Raw genomic sequence first — 15,892 nt, forward strand, 5'->3', positions numbered from 1 at the left:
TAAAAAGCAAAAAAATGAAAACAACATATAAATTATCGATAGTCTTGGCCTTACTGGCCATCACGGGTTTGACGGTGGTTGCGTGCTCTTCAACCAAGACAAAATATTCGGATGTGCCCGCCGAAACGGTAGCGGATACAGCTGATGATTTCAAGATAGAGAAATCAGGAGCACAGCTTTGGGGAGAGACCTGTAATCGCTGTCATATTGCCCCATCTCCAGCAGATTATAACGATACCGATTGGGAAACCATTAGCCTCCATATGAGGGTAAGGGCCAATCTTACCGAAAATGAAAGTAAAAAAATTGAAGAGTTTCTTAAATCAGCAAATTAGGGTTAGAGGTAGATGCTCCCATAGTAATAGATGCTTAGCTATGGGAGCAAAATTCCAAAAAAAGATAACAATTGAATCATAATTAAAATATAACACTATGAAAACAATAACAATCATTATTTCGGTATTCGCAATGGTTATCCTATCCAGTTGCAACCAGAAAACAGATTCTAATGCTATGCTCGAAAATTCACAAACGAGAACGGCACTCTTTGATGCAATTGCCAATAATCACAGCTATATGACCGAATTCATGGACAATATGAAAGGGAACGACCATGCCATGCAGATGATGCAGGGCAACCAACAGATGATGGGTAATATGATGAAAGGCCAGGGTATGCAAATGATGATGAAAGATAGCATGATGATGAAAAACATGATGAAAGATAGCATGATGATGAAAAACATGATGCAATCCATGATGAAAGATGGAATGATGATGGGCGATATGATGAAAATGATGCATGAAAAAGGCATGATGAGCGAAGATTGTATGGAGTCTTGCATGGATATGATGGCCGAGAAAGGAGTAGATAATATTGAACAGGCCAAATTGGAATTGAGCAAAAGCCAAAGTCATGGCGATCATCATTAAAGTATATAAAATTTAACACTAAAAAATAGAAATCATGAAAGGTCATTGGATATGGATGGTTATCGGTTGCGGACTTCCGTTACTATTAATTTTTTTCGCCCCAGCATTGGGCATTACGGGATATAACGGACTTTTTGGCTTTATCATCCTGATGTTCGTGTTTCATCTCTTTATGCCGCATGGCGCACATGGCCACGGTAGGCATAACCATTCGGAACAGAATAATAAGCAACACGAATATGGTAAAAAAAAATCGTTGGCATCTGAAACCAATGAGGAACATAAGGGCCATAGCCATCATTAAAAAAATCAGAAACCAATGAAACATAAATATCAAATAAACGGAATAAGCTGTGGCGGATGTATAGCAAGGGTAAAAAAAACCATGGAAGCACACCCGGACATTGAGAAAACGGAAATCTTTTTAAGCCCAAAAGGAAAGACGATCATCAGTATGAAGGAGAAACTTTCAGTAGAAGATTTGCAAAAGCAACTCAACAAACTTGAGGGCTATACCATAACTGAGATCATTTAAAATAATAGTAACCATAAAATTAAGAACATGTTTTACAGAGATGGATTTTTTTGGGGAATGCACCTTATCTGGTGGGCAATTTGGTTAGTGGCTTTAGGCTGGATTTTTTTTGCGCCGTCTGGCACATCTGGTGCAGAAATCAATGAAGACGATCCGGTAACAACGCTCAAAATCCGGTTTGCCAAGGGCGAGATTTCCAAGGAGGAATATGAGCAATCAAGGAATCTTTTAAGATCGGACAAATAGTCCAACAACGAACAACTATTAATCTTTAAATCTAAAACTATGCATTTTTTTGACGGACACTGGGGCGGTATGCACTTCGTATGGTGGATCATATGGTTGATCCTCTTAATATGGATCTTCTTTGTGCCATACGATATCCCGTACCGAAAATCAAAGAAGGAAGACCCTCTCGCAATTCTCAAAAAAAGATTTGCCAATGGGGAAATTACAAAAGAGGAATTTGAAGAATCAAAAAGGATTCTAAAATCCGAATAGTGTCATTTCAACTTTAACATGACACTAGGAATAATAAGCAATTAGTAACACTTAGAATGAATCAAAATGAAAACAAAAATCAAAAAAGCAGTAGGAATTGTATTGGCCGTTTTCACATTATCGGCCTGTGCACAAAAACAGGAAAGTGCTGTAAAGGATATGCTTAAGAACCCCTCTAAACAAGAGGAAGTCTTGACCTTGATGGTCGAAGACCACGATTTGGGCAAAAAGTATATTACCAAAATGATGGATAATGATCATGCCACGGGCATGATGGTAGACGAACTCGTAAAAGCAGCGGCAAACGATACCATTCTCGCCGGTAAACTGAGCGATATGATTACTGGATACCCTGACCTTATGCTATTGACCACCCATCATTTTATGCCGGTCATTGCCAATGACAGCCTTTTGAGCAACACCTTTTGTGACCACACTTTGGAGCATGAGGAATTGGAAAAAGCTATGCACAATAAGATGGAGTACAAAAAAAGTATGGAAAAGAACCATTAATTAAAATTTTGGTTTAGCACAAAGGGTCTTTACTCCACAAATGAATTTGGAACAACTATTAACATAAAAACAACAATCATGTATCGATTAAACGTAAAAAAACTTGGTTTTGCATTCGGTCTCACAGGAGCCTTGATTTATCTGGGCTGTATGGTCGTCATGGCTACCGCAGGGCAAGAAGGGAGCATATTATTTTTCAATAGCCTATTGCACGGTCTGGACACGACCAATATTATAAGAATGGATGTCCCCCTACTGGAGGCTCTCTTTGGCATCGTACAAACCTTTATTCTGGGATGGCTTATCGGAGCATGCATTGCAGGCTTTTATAACGCACAAATTAAGAGGAGATAATCTAAGCTTGTGGATAGAAGAGGCTTTAGAATATGGCACTGCATTGACCGCTGGTATATTGTTTTTTCCTGACAATCTGCTAGTGGTAAGTGCCAAAAAATGGGTAAAATAACAAGGGGGCCAATGGAAACTTATTTGGTAAAATCGGGCACCATGTGCAGCTGGCCTTGGTGTATTCCTTTAGTAAAATATTCAATAAACAGTTCGGCGACAGGGAAGACCTGTTGAATCTGGACATAATTATATCAACTAGAAGATTCCTATGCAATACGTTTGGTTTATATGGTCGCTTATCCTCCTTGCCCTTTGGGGCCTGGTTTACCTCCTGAAAAAGGATTCTAGGAAGGAAATGCTCAAAATGAGTTGGATAACGATGCCCTTCGGGCTTACAGAACCTTTGTTCGTTCCTGAATATTGGCATCCGCCGTCCCTTTTTGATTTGGCGATAAAGACAGGCTTCGATATTGAAAGTCTCATCTTTTCATTCGCTATTGGGGGTATTGGTACGGTATTGTATAATCTTATTTTTAAACGTGGCTACGTTGAATTCCCGCACACCGAAAGAAGTCATAGAAGACACTCCCTGCATGTATATATTCTCTTTGTTCCAGTTTTGGTTTTCGGGGCCTTGAGTCTTTTTACCGAATTGAACCATATTTATTGTGGGATTCTAGCCATGTTCATGGGCGGTTTGGCAACGCTGTATTGCAGGCCAGATTTAATAGAAAAGATTTGGATCGGAGGTCTATTGTTCACGGTGCTCTACTTTATTTATTTCGGTAGCATCCTTCCGTTCTATCCCGATTATGTGGAACTCTACTGGAATCTGGAGAACCTGACCCATATATTGGTTATTGGTATCCCCGTTGAGGAACTGTTGTTCGCTTTCACTTTCGGAATGTACTGGTCGGGGCTATACGAGCATTTGTATTGGAAAAAATTGATGAAACCCTTGGTCGTAAGTTGATTTGGCAATATGGGAATTAAGCATAATTAATCATGAACAAATAAATTTAAAAAGATGAAAATAGTATTAGCAATAGATGGTTCTGACTTTAGTAAAGTCGCCATAGATGAACTTGCAGCGCTGCCGTTGCCTGCGGGTACCGAAGTATGTATTTTGAATGTGTTCGAAAATCCCATGTTGGCCGCTCCTGGTGCCCTTCCATTGGGCGGCACACTTGGCAATTATTATGAAGAAACGGTATCCAATGCGAAAAAATCAGCAGAAGATCTTGTTAATGAAGCTTCAAAATCATTAAGTGACAATAATAGCGCATTGTCTATAACAACAGCGGTGGTCAATGGCCTTCCCAAAAGTGCAATTTTGGAAAAGGCGGAAGCCTTTGATGCCGATTTAATCGTAGTCGGGTCGCAGGGTCATGGTGCATTTTCCAGATTTCTGCTTGGCTCGGTTTCCCAGTCCTTGGCAACGCATGCCGACTGTTCCGTCATGATAGTACGGAAACGCGACTCGAAAGAGAAAAATAATCAGTAAAAAGTTAATGAGCAATAACCAAATGTTAGACCGTATCAACAACAATACATGTAAAGTGACGGAAGCTATCTGCTTGCCAAATTCTAGGTTGCCACGGGTAGTTATAGTTGGAGGGGGCTTTGCGGGTCTAGCATTGGTGGAAGGGCTGAAAAACAAAGATATTCAGGTTGTACTGATAGACCGCAACAACTTTCATCAATTCCAACCCTTATTTTATCAGGTAGCCACTAGCGGCCTCGAACCCGATAGTATTGTGTTCCCTTTTAGAAAACAAATTAAGGGGTATAAGAATGTAAGCTTCAGGCTGGCCGAGGTAAAGGAAATTCAAGCCTCTACCAATACTGTCATAACGGACAAAGGAAAACTTACCTACGATTATCTGGTCTTGGCTACGGGAACAAAGACCAACTTCTTCGGTATGGAAGAAGTGGAAATAAATAGTTTGGGCATGAAGGATATCCGGGATTCCCTGAACATCCGCCACATGATGTTGCAAAACTTGGAGCAGGCCGCGATTACATGCGATGATGAGGAACGCGATGCCCTTACCAATTTTGTGATTGTGGGCGGTGGCCCTGCAGGGGTAGAAATGGCAGGTGCCTTGGCGGAGTTTTGTAAATACATTCTACCAAAGGATTATCCAGAGTACCCTTCTTCCATAATGAACATTTATTTGGTGGAAGCTATGGACGAAGTGCTCTCGGCCATGTCCGACAAAGCTTCTTCAAAAACCCTGACCTATTTGGAAAATCTAAACGTGAAAGTATTGCTGAAAGAGTCCGTTAGCAATTATGATGGTAGGATCGTACAAACCAAAAGTGGGAAGACGATTTTGGCCAAGAACTTAATTTGGACGGCAGGTGTAAAAGGGGACTTCCCAAAGGGTATCGATGAGAGGCATGTAGTGAAGGGAAATCGCTTAAAAACCGATGCTTATTTGAAAGTAGACGGTCAAGAAAACATTTATGCCATCGGGGATATTGCCGCCCTGATTTCCGAAGAGACCCCAAAAGGCCACCCACAGGTAGCACAGGCGGCCATCCAACAGGGAAAATACCTTGCCTGCACATTGATGGGGATCATCAATGATAAACCAATAGGGTTATTTAGCTATAAGGACAAGGGTTCTTTGGCTACCGTTGGTAAGCGCAAGGCTGTTGCAGATCTAGGTAAACTAAAGTTTGCCGGCTATTTTGCCTGGTTGCTGTGGTCGGTCGTACACCTGTTATCCATTAGTGGGTTTCGAAACAAGTTATTGGTCGGCTTCAATTGGGCCGTAAGCTATTTTTCCTATGAAAAGAGCAATAGGGTAATTATTAGGAATTTCAAACTTAATAATACTGCGAAAACTCAAACAAAGGATAATTCCGAAAATCATTTGGAAAAGGATGTAAACACAAAAAAATCCAGTATTGATGTCTAAACACCTTACAAATAACGGCATTATTAAATTCTTCGGCAGCACGGCCAAAGAACTCAATAACAGTGGTGTTGTTCTCTTTATCACGGTCGTCGTCGCAATGGTCTGGGCCAATTCGCCGTGGAAGGAATATTATATCGACTTAATGCAAACTGATATTGCCTTTACCGTTGGCAGTCTTCAGCTATCGGAGCCACTGCTGTTATGGATCAACGATGGTTTGATGGCCCTCTTCTTTCTACAAGTAGGTCTGGAGCTGAAACGTGAAATAATCGGTGGTAAACTTTCATCCCCAAAGAATGCGGTGCTACCTATTGGTGCAGCTATAGGTGGCATGGTACTTCCTGCCCTTGTTTATTTTATGTTCAATAGCTCGGGCGAAGCTTCTAATGGTTGGGGCATTCCCATGGCCACGGATATTGCCTTTTCTCTAGGGGTCCTGGCCCTTGTCGGCAAAAGACTGCCAGCCTCTTTAAGGGTTTTTCTTATTACGTTGGCGATAGTGGATGATTTGGGAGGCGTCTTGGTCATTGCCCTATTTTATACTTCCGGTATATCCGAGATGGATTTACTGCATGGGCTATTGTTCTTCGGAGCTTTGATTATAGGCAATTATGCTGGAGTGAGAAGCACTTGGTTCTATGCCATCATTGGTATCGGTGGTGTTTGGCTGGCCTTCTTTTTTTCAGGGGTACATCCAACCATTGCCGGGATTCTGACGGCATTTGCTATTCCTGGTAGGGTAAAAATTAAGGAGAATACCTTTTTAGAGCGTTTAGACCGTTTGCATAAGAGATTTCAAGAAACCAAGTCGATAAAGGGCACGCTTATCTCAAAAACGCAATTGGAGATATTGGAGGATATAAAGACTGCAAGTTCCGAGGCTGAAACTCCACTTCAAAAATTGGAAAGGACTTTAAACCCAATAGTGGGCTTTGTAATTCTTCCCTTGTTCGCTTTGGCAAATGCTGGAATACATCTTCATGGAGATTTGTTGAAAGTACTATCCAGTCCCGTTAGTTTGGGGATTGGTCTAGGTCTGATTTTTGGAAAATTTATCGGTATTACCGCTTTTTCACGACTGCTGGTCGCATTTAAACTGGCCAAACTACCGGAAAACGTGAATTGGAACATGATTTATGGTGTGGCCTTTCTTGGAGGAATAGGCTTTACAATGTCATTGTTTATAAATGAATTGGCTTTCACGGACGAGTCCCTAATATTTACGGCCAAGGTAAGCATCCTATTCGCTTCGATGATAGCAGGGGTAATGGGCGCGCTACTATTACACGGAAACAGTAAAAAATTATTAACAGTTAAATAATAATAAGGATATGAAAAATATTGCAGTAGTAGGATACGGGGTCATCGGCAAAAGAGTTGCCGATGCCATACAGTTACAGGATGACATGAAACTAGTCGGGATTTGCGACATTATCAGCGATTGGCGCATAAAGAACGCTGTAAGAAAGGATTATGATATCTATGCGGCAACCACCGAAGCGGAAAAACAAATGAAGGCTTCGGGCATTTCGGTAATGGGCAATATGCAGGACTTATTGGATAAAGTGGACCTTGTGGTGGATTGCACTCCGAAGAATATAGCGGCAAAGAACGTAGAGGTCTATAAAAAACAAGGTATTAAGTTCATTGTTCAAGGTGGCGAAAAACACGAAACCACAGGACATTCCTTTAGTGCGGAAAACAATTATAGTACGGCGCTAAATATTGATGCTACCCGAGTGGTTTCCTGTAATACCACATCAATCTTGAGAACATTGACCGCTTTAAAAAGGGCAGATTTATTGGATTATGCACGGGGAACATTATTAAGAAGGGCCACCGACCCATGGGAAAGCCATTTAGGAGGTATAATGAACACCATGGTGCCTGAAAAAGACATCCCAAGTCATCAAGGGCCCGATGCGCAAAGTGTCGACCCGGATTTGGATGTGATCACCTCGGCGGTAAAAGTGCCCGAAACCCTGAGCCATATGCATTATTGGAACGTGAAGCTAAAGAAAGAAGCATCTAAAGAAGAAGTGCTCAACGCCTTTAAAACTTCGAGCCGTATCAAATTGATACACTATGACCAAGGCTTGGTCTCCAACAACACGATCAAGGAAATGTTTTTGGACATGGGCAGACCATGGGGCGACATGTACGAGGTGGCACTTTGGGAAGATATGCTCAAGGTTGTGGGCGATGAACTTTTTTATGCCTACGTGGTGGACAATCAAGCGATCGTAATCCCCGAGACCATCGACGCCATTCGGGCCCTTACTGGTATTGAGACCGATGCGCACAAATCCATCGAAAAGACCAATGAAAGTTTAGGAATCGGATAAAAAAGGACAATGAAACATCTATGACCAAAAATTTTGTCACACAACGAAATGATTATATGGATGTTACATATGGCCGTTGAAAAACAAAAAAATAAACACATGAAAACATACGAAAATATAGTGGAACAATTAGGGGACAAAGCTTCCTTCTATCTGGACCACGTAAGCGAAAAGATCACCAAGGATGAACTACAATTGCCTGATGCTGATTTTGTCTCCAAAGTTTTTGTCAATAGTAATCGAAGCCCACAAACGCTTCGAAGCCTTGCCCAATTGTACGGGCATGGCAATCTAAAGGATACAGGGTATTTAAGCATACTTCCCGTAGACCAGGGGATTGAGCATAGTGCCGCTTTTTCCTTTTATAAGAATCCCGATTATTTTGATCCGGAAAACATTATAAAACTGGCCATCGGTGCGGGTTGTAACGGGGTGGCATCGACCTTCGGTGCGCTGGGTCTCTATGCCCGTAAATATGCCCATAAAATCCCCTTTATTGTGAAGATCAACCACAATGAGCTCCTGTCCTATCCCAATGCCTATGACCAAAACCTTTTTGGGAAAGTCAAGGAAGCTTGGGAAATGGGCGCGGTTGCTATTGGTGCCACTATCTATTTTGGATCCAAGGAAAGTAATCGACAGTTGAAAGAGATTGCGGAAGCCTTTGCCGAGGCCCATAGCCTCGGTATGGCCACAATCTTGTGGTGCTACACCCGCAACGATGCTTTCAAAACGGATAAACAGGACTATCACACCGCCGCGGATCTAACAGGGCAGGCGAACCACCTTGGAGTAACAATACAGGCGGACATCATCAAACAAAAATTGCCCACAACAAATTTTGGCTTTAAAGACCTTCAATTTGGGAAGTATGACGATGCCATGTACAAAACCCTGACAACGGAACACCCCATCGATTTGTGCCGTTTACAGGTCGCCAATTGCTTTATGGGCAAAATTGGATTGATTAATTCTGGCGGGGGTTCCAAAGGGGCGTCCGATATGACCGAGGCCATCACAACGGCTATCGTAAACAAACGAGCTGGAGGGTCCGGGCTTATTTTGGGAAGGAAGGCCTTTCAAAGGCCTTTTAAGGAAGGGGTGGAATTGATACATGCGGTCCAGGGCGTTTACATTGAGAAAAGAATCACAGTGGCATAATACAGATATAAGCATGCTCGATACGGAAATAAAGTCATTAAAATCCCTAAACCACTACCTGCGTAAACTGGTAGAAAATAGGCTGTGGCTCAAGGTTATAATTGCCTTGTTCCTCGGTGTCGGGGTCGGCCTGTTGTTAAGCCCCCAAAACGGTTGGATCACCAAAAGCACAGCCGATGTTCTAGGAAATTGGCTGGCCCTGCCGGGTATGCTCTTCCTGAAACTGGTGCAAATGATCATGATTCCCTTGATCGTGGCTTCCATCATTACAGGTATCGCTAGTAACGATAAGGATAACTTGAAAAGGTTGGGTGGTGGCGTACTCTTATATTTCATATCGACAACAATTATATCGGTAACCATAGGCACCGTACTTGCACTGATCTTTTCCCCCGGAAAATATCTGCACCAACAGGCGGAAGTCGATCATACAAATGCATTGGCCGACGCTGCCAAAAGTTCGGAACTATCCTTTGGAATAAACGATATTCCGAATGCCATAACCAATTTACTGCCCGAAAACCCATTGGCCTCCATGGTAAGTGGCGAAATGTTGAGCATCGTCATTTTTACCATTATCATAGGGGTCGCCGTATTGTCGCTGACCGACGACCTGCTCAAACCTGTAAAATTGCTCTTAGGGGCCATACAGGAAATCTGTATGACGGTGGTCAAATGGGCCATGTTATTGGTTCCGGTCGCCGTATTCGGTCTAATGGCACAGCTTACGTCGAGCGTTGGCCTGAACTCCTTAACGGGTCTGGGATTTTATGTGCTCGTGGTACTGATGGGATTGCTCATATTGCTCGGCATTTACATCATGCTGGTCAGCATACTTGGCCAGAGCAACCCTTTTAAATTTTTGCGAAAGATCACGGATGTACAGCTTTTGGCGTTCTCAACAACAAGCTCTGCCGCGGTAATGCCCTTATCGCTGAAAACAGCGGAGGAAGAACTTAAGGTGGATGGGGCCATCAGTAATTTCATAATCCCCATCGGGACTACCGTGAATATGGACGGGACGGCCCTCTATCAGACCATAACGACCTTGTTCATAGCACAGGCCTATGGCCTTGAAATGGGCCTTCTCAATGTCATCGTTGTCGTAGTTACCATAGTCGCCGCTTCCATCGGCACCCCGGCCATCCCGGGTGGTGGCGTGGTGATTTTGGCCTCTGTACTATCCAGTGCAGGAATTCCCGCCGAAGGAATCATCATCATCATCGGGGTCGAGCGCTTGCTCGGGATGTTCCGCTCTGCGATCAACGTTACCGGGGACCTAACGGCCTGCATGGTATTCGATAGGTTTTATGGAAATAAGCCAGGGGGAACCAAAGTGAGCGATGTAAAAAGGACTACCGAATATTCAACTGTTTAATTATTAAAAGAAACGGATAATGATAAAATCAATTAGCAAAATAGATCTTTCCCCGAAACCGGGCAAGGCGTACTGGGTAAACTGTCACAGGGAATGGCGGGAGGAGATCATTTATTTTATGATGGTCGACCGGTTTCATGATAGCAATAAACGGCATTCGATGAATTTCGATATCCGGCATGCCGGTTTCGGGAACGAAGACCAGCTGCAAAAGCCTTTTGGGGGCACCATCAAAGGCATCACAGACAATATCGATTACATCAAAAATTTGGGCTGTACGGCTATCTGGTTAAGTCCCGTGTTTGAAAATAACCCAGGATCCTACCATGGCTATGCCATCCAGAACTATATGGACGTGGACAAACGCTGGGGCACCAAGGAAGAACTGGAACAATTGGTGGACAAGGCACACGGGCTTGATATAAGGGTCTTTTTGGATATCGTTCTGCACCATTCAGGCGATAATTGGTCCTATCCTTTTGATTATGATTATTTCTATGCTGGTGGCCAACGGTTTCCACTAGGAGGTTGGCGCCAGAAGGACAGGCCGCTTCCAGTCGAACTGGCAGACCCCGAAATGTATAACCGAAAAGGGCAGATCAGGAATTTCGATGCGTATCCCGAGACCCAGGAAGGCGACTTCTTTACCTTAAAAACATTTAGGAACGATGGTTCTCCCGCCAGCGAAAGTTTACTGGATATATTGGTCAAGATACACTGTTATTGGATACGCGAGACGGATGTGGACGGTTTTCGTTTGGATGCCGTCAAACACATGAAAGGAAACGACATTAGCCGTTTTTGTTCCAACATAAGGGAATATGCCTACACCTTGGGCAAGAGAAACTTTTTCCTGTTTGGCGAAATTATCGGTAATGATGAGATGGGCAATCCCTATATAGGCCCCAAAATGCTGCCGAAGGACCGGAATGTATATTACGGGCTAGATTCCATTTTAGATCATCCGTTACACAGTGTTCTGGCAGAGGTCATAAAGGGGAATTCATCCCCGAACCGATTGATACAACGGTATTCGGATTTGCAAAAGAATGCCTTAAGCCGGGGTGAGTATGGGGAATTCTTGGTAACCTATATCGATGACCACGACCAGGTGGGGATGGACTTTAAGCACCGCTTTGGCCATAATGCCACCCCTGAACAAATTGTTGCAGGAATGGGCTTTCTCATTTGCGCCCTTGGCGCCCCATGTATTTATTACGGTACCGAACAGGGTTTTGAGGGCAACGGTATGGATGACCGGTATATCAGGGAAGGAATGTTCGATCCCGATGATAAGGAGACCAACGTATTGAACCAAGGTTCATGGATATTCAAGCGAATTTCGGTCTTGGCACATTTAAGGCAGAAAGAGTCCATTCTAAAGTTCGGTCGAATGTATTTCAGGGAAATTTCAAAAAACGGGGTTGATTTTCATTTTCCCGATGGCAAGGAATGCCTATTGGCATTTTCAAGGATCCTACATCAGGGCGAGATCCTTGTCGTCTATAATTCTTCGCCAAAGGAAACCAAAGAAGAATACATAGCAATAGATAACTCTATCAATAAAGAAGGCACCTATATGGTATGCCTCTATGGGAACAAGAAAAAAATCAGAATAGAAAAGAATACAGATCAAGAAGCTGGCCGCCTTTTCATCAAGGTAAAGCTAAAACCCATGGAGTTTTTGATGTTCAAAAACACGTAAGCAAGACAAACTTAGGTTGTAGAAATTAATAATATAAGACCATGAAATACATGATCGTGAAAATTGTAAAAGGGGCTCTGGTGGCAGTGTCGGTAGTATTGATACTCTTCATCTCTGTTGCAGGATATCAATACCTAACCGTCGCTTTAGCACCTGAATATGATCCAGAAACTATGCTGTTGAACTATGAAGTAGTGGGCTCGGGCGAAAGGAGCATCATCCTGATCCATGGCATGGCAGGTACTAAAGATTATTGGAAAAAGGATTTGGAACAAGTTACCCGAACGTACAGGCTTCTTTTGGTCGACTTGTTGGGTTTCGGCGATTCGCCAAAACCCCAAAGTGAATATACCCTCGAAATTCAGCTTGCGGCACTTGAGAACATCATCACGAACGAGGGCTTTAATAATGGCAACACCCTTATCTTGGGCCACTCCATGGGCGCGGTAATTTCCTTGGCCCTCTTTGCGGAACGCCCCGACTGGTTTAGAGGGGCTACGGTCATAGGCCTCCCCGTTTTCGAAGGCAAAGACCAATTTTTGGAACAGATGTCCAGTAATTCCTTTTTTGACAAGCTTGCCGTAAGCTCCTATGGGAAAGTGTTCTGTATGCTCCACCCCTTATACATTGTCAAATGGTTTAAGCCTAAAAATCTGACCGATGATGTTTTTAGGGACTCGAAAAAGCATACCTGGCAGAGCTACTACAATTCGTTGAACGAGGTCATTCTAAAAACGGATCTCTACGCCCTTACGAAGAACATAATCAATCGAAAGATCCTGTTTATCCAAGGCACCGATGATAAAGTGGCACCCTTTGTCAACGTGGAAAAGTTTGCAAAGTCTTTTCCCCGTGCAAAATTAATGGAAATACAGGATGGTGACCACCAGCTCTTTCTGAAGCAACCACTGAAAGTCTGGAAAGCGATAGATAATTATTTTGACGGAAAATCACAATGAACAGGAATGAATACTAATCTGAAAATGAAATAGAAAGATGAAAAAACAAAAATACAGTACAGATCAACTCTACGGATTGATACATACTGATGTCAAGGGAATCGATGACCTTTTGGAACTTGCCCTGAACATTCGCTGGTCATGGAACCATGCCTCGGATAAACTATGGCAACAATTAGACCCCGAACTTTGGGAACTTACCCAAAATCCATGGGTAATCTTGCAGACCGTTTCACGCGACCGGCTTGAGGGGCATTTGAACGATCTAGAATTCCGGGCGAAAATCAAAAGCCTTTTGAATGAGAACGAAAAAGCACTATCGGCCCCGAACTGGTTTCAACAAAACTATGCCAAGACCCAGCTTAAGTGTGTTGCCTATTTCAGCATGGAGTATATGCTGAGCGAGGCACTGCCCATTTATGCAGGCGGGCTAGGCAACGTGGCCGGAGACCAGTTGAAATCGGCAAGTGACCTGGGCGTACCGGTCGTGGCCGTTGGGCTACTCTATGCCAAAGGGTATTTCCGTCAGGAAATCGACAAATTTGGCTCACAGAATGCCTTGTTCCCGCACAATGACCCAGGGCAATTGCCCGTTACACCCTTACGCCTACCCAACGGGGAGTGGCTTCGCATAAAGGTATCGTTGCCCGGTCACCCGCTATGGCTAAGGACATGGCAGGTACAGGTAGGAAGGTCAAAGCTATATCTATTGGATAGCAATGATGCCGCCAATTTGCCCCTCCATCGTGGTATTACCGACGAGCTGTATGGAGGTGGCCCCGACCATCGCATAAAACAAGAGATTGTTCTGGGTATCGGGGGCTACAAATTACTTAAGGCCCTGAATATCCAGCCAGAAGTATGCCATATGAACGAAGGCCATGCAGCCTTTCTCGTACTGGAACGTGCCAACGATTTTATGAAGATGAATGGAACTTCTTTTGAACGGGCACTTGCCGTTACCCGGGCAGGCAACCTGTTTACCACGCATACAGCGGTTGCCGCCGGTTTTGATCATTTCAGTCCAATGCTAATGGAACAGTTTCTTGGCCAATACGCCAAAAACGAATTGAGTATCGATTTCAATGACCTGATGGCCTTGGGCAGGGCAGATTCCAATAATCATTGGGAGAGCTTCAACATGGCCTATCTGGCCATTCGCGGTAGCGGTGCGGTGAACGGCGTCAGTCGTTTGCACGGCGAGGTTAGCAGAAATCTTTTTCGAAATCTCTTTATGCGATGGCCGATACAAGAAATACCTGTTGGCCATGTCACCAACGGGGTTCATATGCCCTCTTGGGATTCTGAATATGCGGACAAGGTATGGACGGCAGCCTGCGGAAAAGATCGCTGGCGGGGCGAACTCGATGACCATTCGGCACATATTTCTAAGCTATCCGACGGAAAACTTTGGGATTTTAGGAACCAATCCAGAAATTGTCTTGTCGATTTTATAAGGGAAAGGTTTGAGAGACAGGCAATAGTCTCGGGCCTACCATCTGAAGTGGTCGAAATCGCCGACCAAGTTCTTGACCCGGACACATTGACCTTGGGCTTTGCCCGCCGGTTTGTGCCGTATAAAAGACCGGATCTCTTGTTACACAATCCCGAGCGGTTTGTACGAATCCTTACCAACCCGGAACATCCGGTACAATTGGTTTTGGCCGGCAAAGCGCCCCCATTTGATGAAGCGGGAAAAGGGTTGATACAAAAGTGGGCGCAGTTCATCCAACAACATAATTTGTACAGGCATGTCCTTTTTCTAAGTGATTATGACATGATGTTGACGGAAAATTTGGTCCAGGGCGTTGATGTATGGCTCAATACTCCGAGACGGCCCTGGGAAGCCAGTGGTACCAGTGGCATGAAAGTACTTGTAAACGGTGGCCTCAACTTATCGGAACTGGACGGTTGGTGGGCCGAGGCATTTAGTGCCGAAGTAGGCTGGGCCTTGGGTGATGGCCAAGAACATGGCGACGATCCCGCATGGGACGCGCACGAGGCAGCAGCACTATATGAAATACTGGAGCAGCAGGTCGTCCCCGAATTCTACGCACGTAACAAAAAAGGCATCCCTGAACAGTGGGTAGGGCGAATGCGAACAAGTATGGCGACCCTAACGCCCCGTTTTTCGACCAATCGAACGGTAAGGGAGTACACAGAACAATTTTATCTGCCTGCAGCAGCAAAATACAAGAGGCGTGCGGCAAAAAAGGGAGCTGCGGGAAAAAGGATTTTAGACACGCAAAACGAACTCATAAAAAGATGGGATACCATAAAATTCGGAAAAGTTCAGATTGAAAGCGAGCGCCAAAAACATCATGTTAGAGTACCTATTTGGCTGAATGGTATTGACCCCAAGCATATTCAGGTAGAACTGTTCGCAGAAGGTGTTAACGGCAAAACGCCCGAAAGAAACACGATGAAATTTGATTGGATGGGCGAAGAAGGGCAACATAACTTTTATGCACAGGTAATCACTGACCGACCTACCGATCACTTTACCGTTCGCATCTTACCTAACTACGAAAGCGTATCCGTACCATTGGAGAATAGCTTGATACTATGGCAGCATTAAATCAAATTT

Annotated in this window: 18 protein-coding genes; all 18 read left to right on the forward strand. The window is 43.9% G+C overall.

All coding sequences use genetic code 11. The annotated features are described in order from the left end of the window. Window positions 1-14: 14 nt before the first annotated feature. Window positions 15-335 (forward strand): hypothetical protein, encoded by a 321-nt coding sequence (locus tag PY092_RS10715; protein ID WP_275615834.1) that lies wholly within the window; start codon window positions 15-17, stop codon window positions 333-335. Window positions 336-432: 97 nt separating this feature from the next. Further along, window positions 433-933, forward strand: a complete 501-nt coding sequence (locus PY092_RS10720) for a hypothetical protein (RefSeq protein ID WP_275615835.1) — start codon at window positions 433-435, stop codon at window positions 931-933. A 34-nt stretch (window positions 934-967) separates the two neighbouring features. After that, complete coding sequence (locus PY092_RS10725; RefSeq protein ID WP_275615836.1) at window positions 968-1,237, forward strand: hypothetical protein; 270 nt, start codon at window positions 968-970, stop codon at window positions 1,235-1,237. 15 nt (window positions 1,238-1,252) lie between these two features. Continuing rightward, window positions 1,253-1,468: a heavy-metal-associated domain-containing protein gene (locus PY092_RS10730; protein WP_275615837.1), complete on the forward strand. Its 216-nt coding sequence runs from the start codon at window positions 1,253-1,255 to the stop codon at window positions 1,466-1,468. A gap of 27 nt (window positions 1,469-1,495) precedes the next feature. Continuing rightward, a complete protein-coding gene (locus tag PY092_RS10735; RefSeq protein WP_275615838.1) occupies window positions 1,496-1,714 on the forward strand; it encodes an SHOCT domain-containing protein in 219 nt (72 codons plus the stop codon). A 69-nt stretch (window positions 1,715-1,783) separates the two neighbouring features. Further along, complete coding sequence (locus tag PY092_RS10740; RefSeq protein ID WP_262890565.1) at window positions 1,784-1,969, forward strand: SHOCT domain-containing protein; 186 nt, start codon at window positions 1,784-1,786, stop codon at window positions 1,967-1,969. 66 nt (window positions 1,970-2,035) lie between these two features. Further along, window positions 2,036-2,482, forward strand: a complete 447-nt coding sequence (locus PY092_RS10745; protein WP_275615839.1) for a hypothetical protein — start codon at window positions 2,036-2,038, stop codon at window positions 2,480-2,482. A 78-nt stretch (window positions 2,483-2,560) separates the two neighbouring features. Next, window positions 2,561-2,836: a DUF5676 family membrane protein gene (locus PY092_RS10750; RefSeq protein WP_275615840.1), complete on the forward strand. Its 276-nt coding sequence runs from the start codon at window positions 2,561-2,563 to the stop codon at window positions 2,834-2,836. A 358-nt stretch (window positions 2,837-3,194) separates the two neighbouring features. Continuing rightward, window positions 3,195-3,803 (forward strand): lycopene cyclase domain-containing protein, encoded by a 609-nt coding sequence (locus PY092_RS10755; protein ID WP_275615841.1) that lies wholly within the window; start codon window positions 3,195-3,197, stop codon window positions 3,801-3,803. A gap of 54 nt (window positions 3,804-3,857) precedes the next feature. Next, on the forward strand, window positions 3,858-4,334 hold the full coding sequence (locus tag PY092_RS10760) for a universal stress protein (RefSeq protein WP_275615842.1): 477 nt from the start codon (window positions 3,858-3,860) through the stop codon (window positions 4,332-4,334). A gap of 7 nt (window positions 4,335-4,341) precedes the next feature. Next, entirely contained in the window at window positions 4,342-5,757 is a 1,416-nt protein-coding gene (locus PY092_RS10765; RefSeq protein ID WP_275615843.1) for an NAD(P)/FAD-dependent oxidoreductase, read from the forward strand. Next, a complete protein-coding gene (gene nhaA, locus PY092_RS10770) occupies window positions 5,750-7,078 on the forward strand; it encodes a Na+/H+ antiporter NhaA (protein WP_275615844.1) in 1,329 nt (442 codons plus the stop codon). The genes PY092_RS10765 and nhaA overlap by 8 nt, the downstream gene beginning before the upstream one ends. A gap of 10 nt (window positions 7,079-7,088) precedes the next feature. After that, window positions 7,089-8,102, forward strand: coding sequence for a type II glyceraldehyde-3-phosphate dehydrogenase (locus tag PY092_RS10775; RefSeq protein WP_275615845.1), 1,014 nt, complete (start codon window positions 7,089-7,091; stop codon window positions 8,100-8,102). A gap of 99 nt (window positions 8,103-8,201) precedes the next feature. Continuing rightward, on the forward strand, window positions 8,202-9,263 hold the full coding sequence (locus PY092_RS10780) for a class I fructose-bisphosphate aldolase (protein WP_119648604.1): 1,062 nt from the start codon (window positions 8,202-8,204) through the stop codon (window positions 9,261-9,263). A gap of 13 nt (window positions 9,264-9,276) precedes the next feature. Then, a complete protein-coding gene (locus PY092_RS10785) occupies window positions 9,277-10,641 on the forward strand; it encodes a dicarboxylate/amino acid:cation symporter (RefSeq protein ID WP_275615846.1) in 1,365 nt (454 codons plus the stop codon). A 19-nt stretch (window positions 10,642-10,660) separates the two neighbouring features. Further along, on the forward strand, window positions 10,661-12,346 hold the full coding sequence (locus tag PY092_RS10790; RefSeq protein WP_275615847.1) for an alpha-amylase family glycosyl hydrolase: 1,686 nt from the start codon (window positions 10,661-10,663) through the stop codon (window positions 12,344-12,346). Between the two features lie 41 nt (window positions 12,347-12,387). Beyond that, complete coding sequence (locus PY092_RS10795) at window positions 12,388-13,305, forward strand: alpha/beta fold hydrolase (RefSeq protein WP_275615848.1); 918 nt, start codon at window positions 12,388-12,390, stop codon at window positions 13,303-13,305. Window positions 13,306-13,342: 37 nt separating this feature from the next. Next, window positions 13,343-15,883, forward strand: a complete 2,541-nt coding sequence (gene glgP / locus PY092_RS10800; RefSeq protein WP_275615849.1) for an alpha-glucan family phosphorylase — start codon at window positions 13,343-13,345, stop codon at window positions 15,881-15,883. Window positions 15,884-15,892 lie beyond the last annotated feature (9 nt).

It is taken from the genome of Flagellimonas yonaguniensis, from assembly GCF_029193885.1.
Lineage (GTDB): Bacteria > Bacteroidota > Bacteroidia > Flavobacteriales > Flavobacteriaceae > Flagellimonas > Flagellimonas yonaguniensis.

Bases quoted from the DNA above. Each gene is read 5' to 3' on its own strand.
- PY092_RS10715 (WP_275615834.1), top strand. From the start codon at position 15: ATGAAAACAACATATAAATTATCGATAGTCTTGGCCTTACTGGCCATC.
- PY092_RS10720 (WP_275615835.1), top strand. From the start codon at position 433: ATGAAAACAATAACAATCATTATTTCGGTATTCGCAATGGTTATCCTA.
- PY092_RS10725 (WP_275615836.1), top strand. From the start codon at position 968: ATGAAAGGTCATTGGATATGGATGGTTATCGGTTGCGGACTTCCGTTA.
- PY092_RS10730 (WP_275615837.1), top strand. From the start codon at position 1,253: ATGAAACATAAATATCAAATAAACGGAATAAGCTGTGGCGGATGTATA.
- PY092_RS10735 (WP_275615838.1), top strand. From the start codon at position 1,496: ATGTTTTACAGAGATGGATTTTTTTGGGGAATGCACCTTATCTGGTGG.
- PY092_RS10740 (WP_262890565.1), top strand. From the start codon at position 1,784: ATGCACTTCGTATGGTGGATCATATGGTTGATCCTCTTAATATGGATC.
- PY092_RS10745 (WP_275615839.1), top strand. From the start codon at position 2,036: ATGAAAACAAAAATCAAAAAAGCAGTAGGAATTGTATTGGCCGTTTTC.
- PY092_RS10750 (WP_275615840.1), top strand. From the start codon at position 2,561: ATGTATCGATTAAACGTAAAAAAACTTGGTTTTGCATTCGGTCTCACA.
- PY092_RS10755 (WP_275615841.1), top strand. From the start codon at position 3,195: ATGAGTTGGATAACGATGCCCTTCGGGCTTACAGAACCTTTGTTCGTT.
- PY092_RS10760 (WP_275615842.1), top strand. From the start codon at position 3,858: ATGAAAATAGTATTAGCAATAGATGGTTCTGACTTTAGTAAAGTCGCC.
- PY092_RS10765 (WP_275615843.1), top strand. From the start codon at position 4,342: ATGAGCAATAACCAAATGTTAGACCGTATCAACAACAATACATGTAAA.
- nhaA (WP_275615844.1), top strand. From the start codon at position 5,750: ATGTCTAAACACCTTACAAATAACGGCATTATTAAATTCTTCGGCAGC.
- PY092_RS10775 (WP_275615845.1), top strand. From the start codon at position 7,089: ATGAAAAATATTGCAGTAGTAGGATACGGGGTCATCGGCAAAAGAGTT.
- PY092_RS10780 (WP_119648604.1), top strand. From the start codon at position 8,202: ATGAAAACATACGAAAATATAGTGGAACAATTAGGGGACAAAGCTTCC.
- PY092_RS10785 (WP_275615846.1), top strand. From the start codon at position 9,277: ATGCTCGATACGGAAATAAAGTCATTAAAATCCCTAAACCACTACCTG.
- PY092_RS10790 (WP_275615847.1), top strand. From the start codon at position 10,661: ATGATAAAATCAATTAGCAAAATAGATCTTTCCCCGAAACCGGGCAAG.
- PY092_RS10795 (WP_275615848.1), top strand. From the start codon at position 12,388: ATGAAATACATGATCGTGAAAATTGTAAAAGGGGCTCTGGTGGCAGTG.
- glgP (WP_275615849.1), top strand. From the start codon at position 13,343: ATGAAAAAACAAAAATACAGTACAGATCAACTCTACGGATTGATACAT.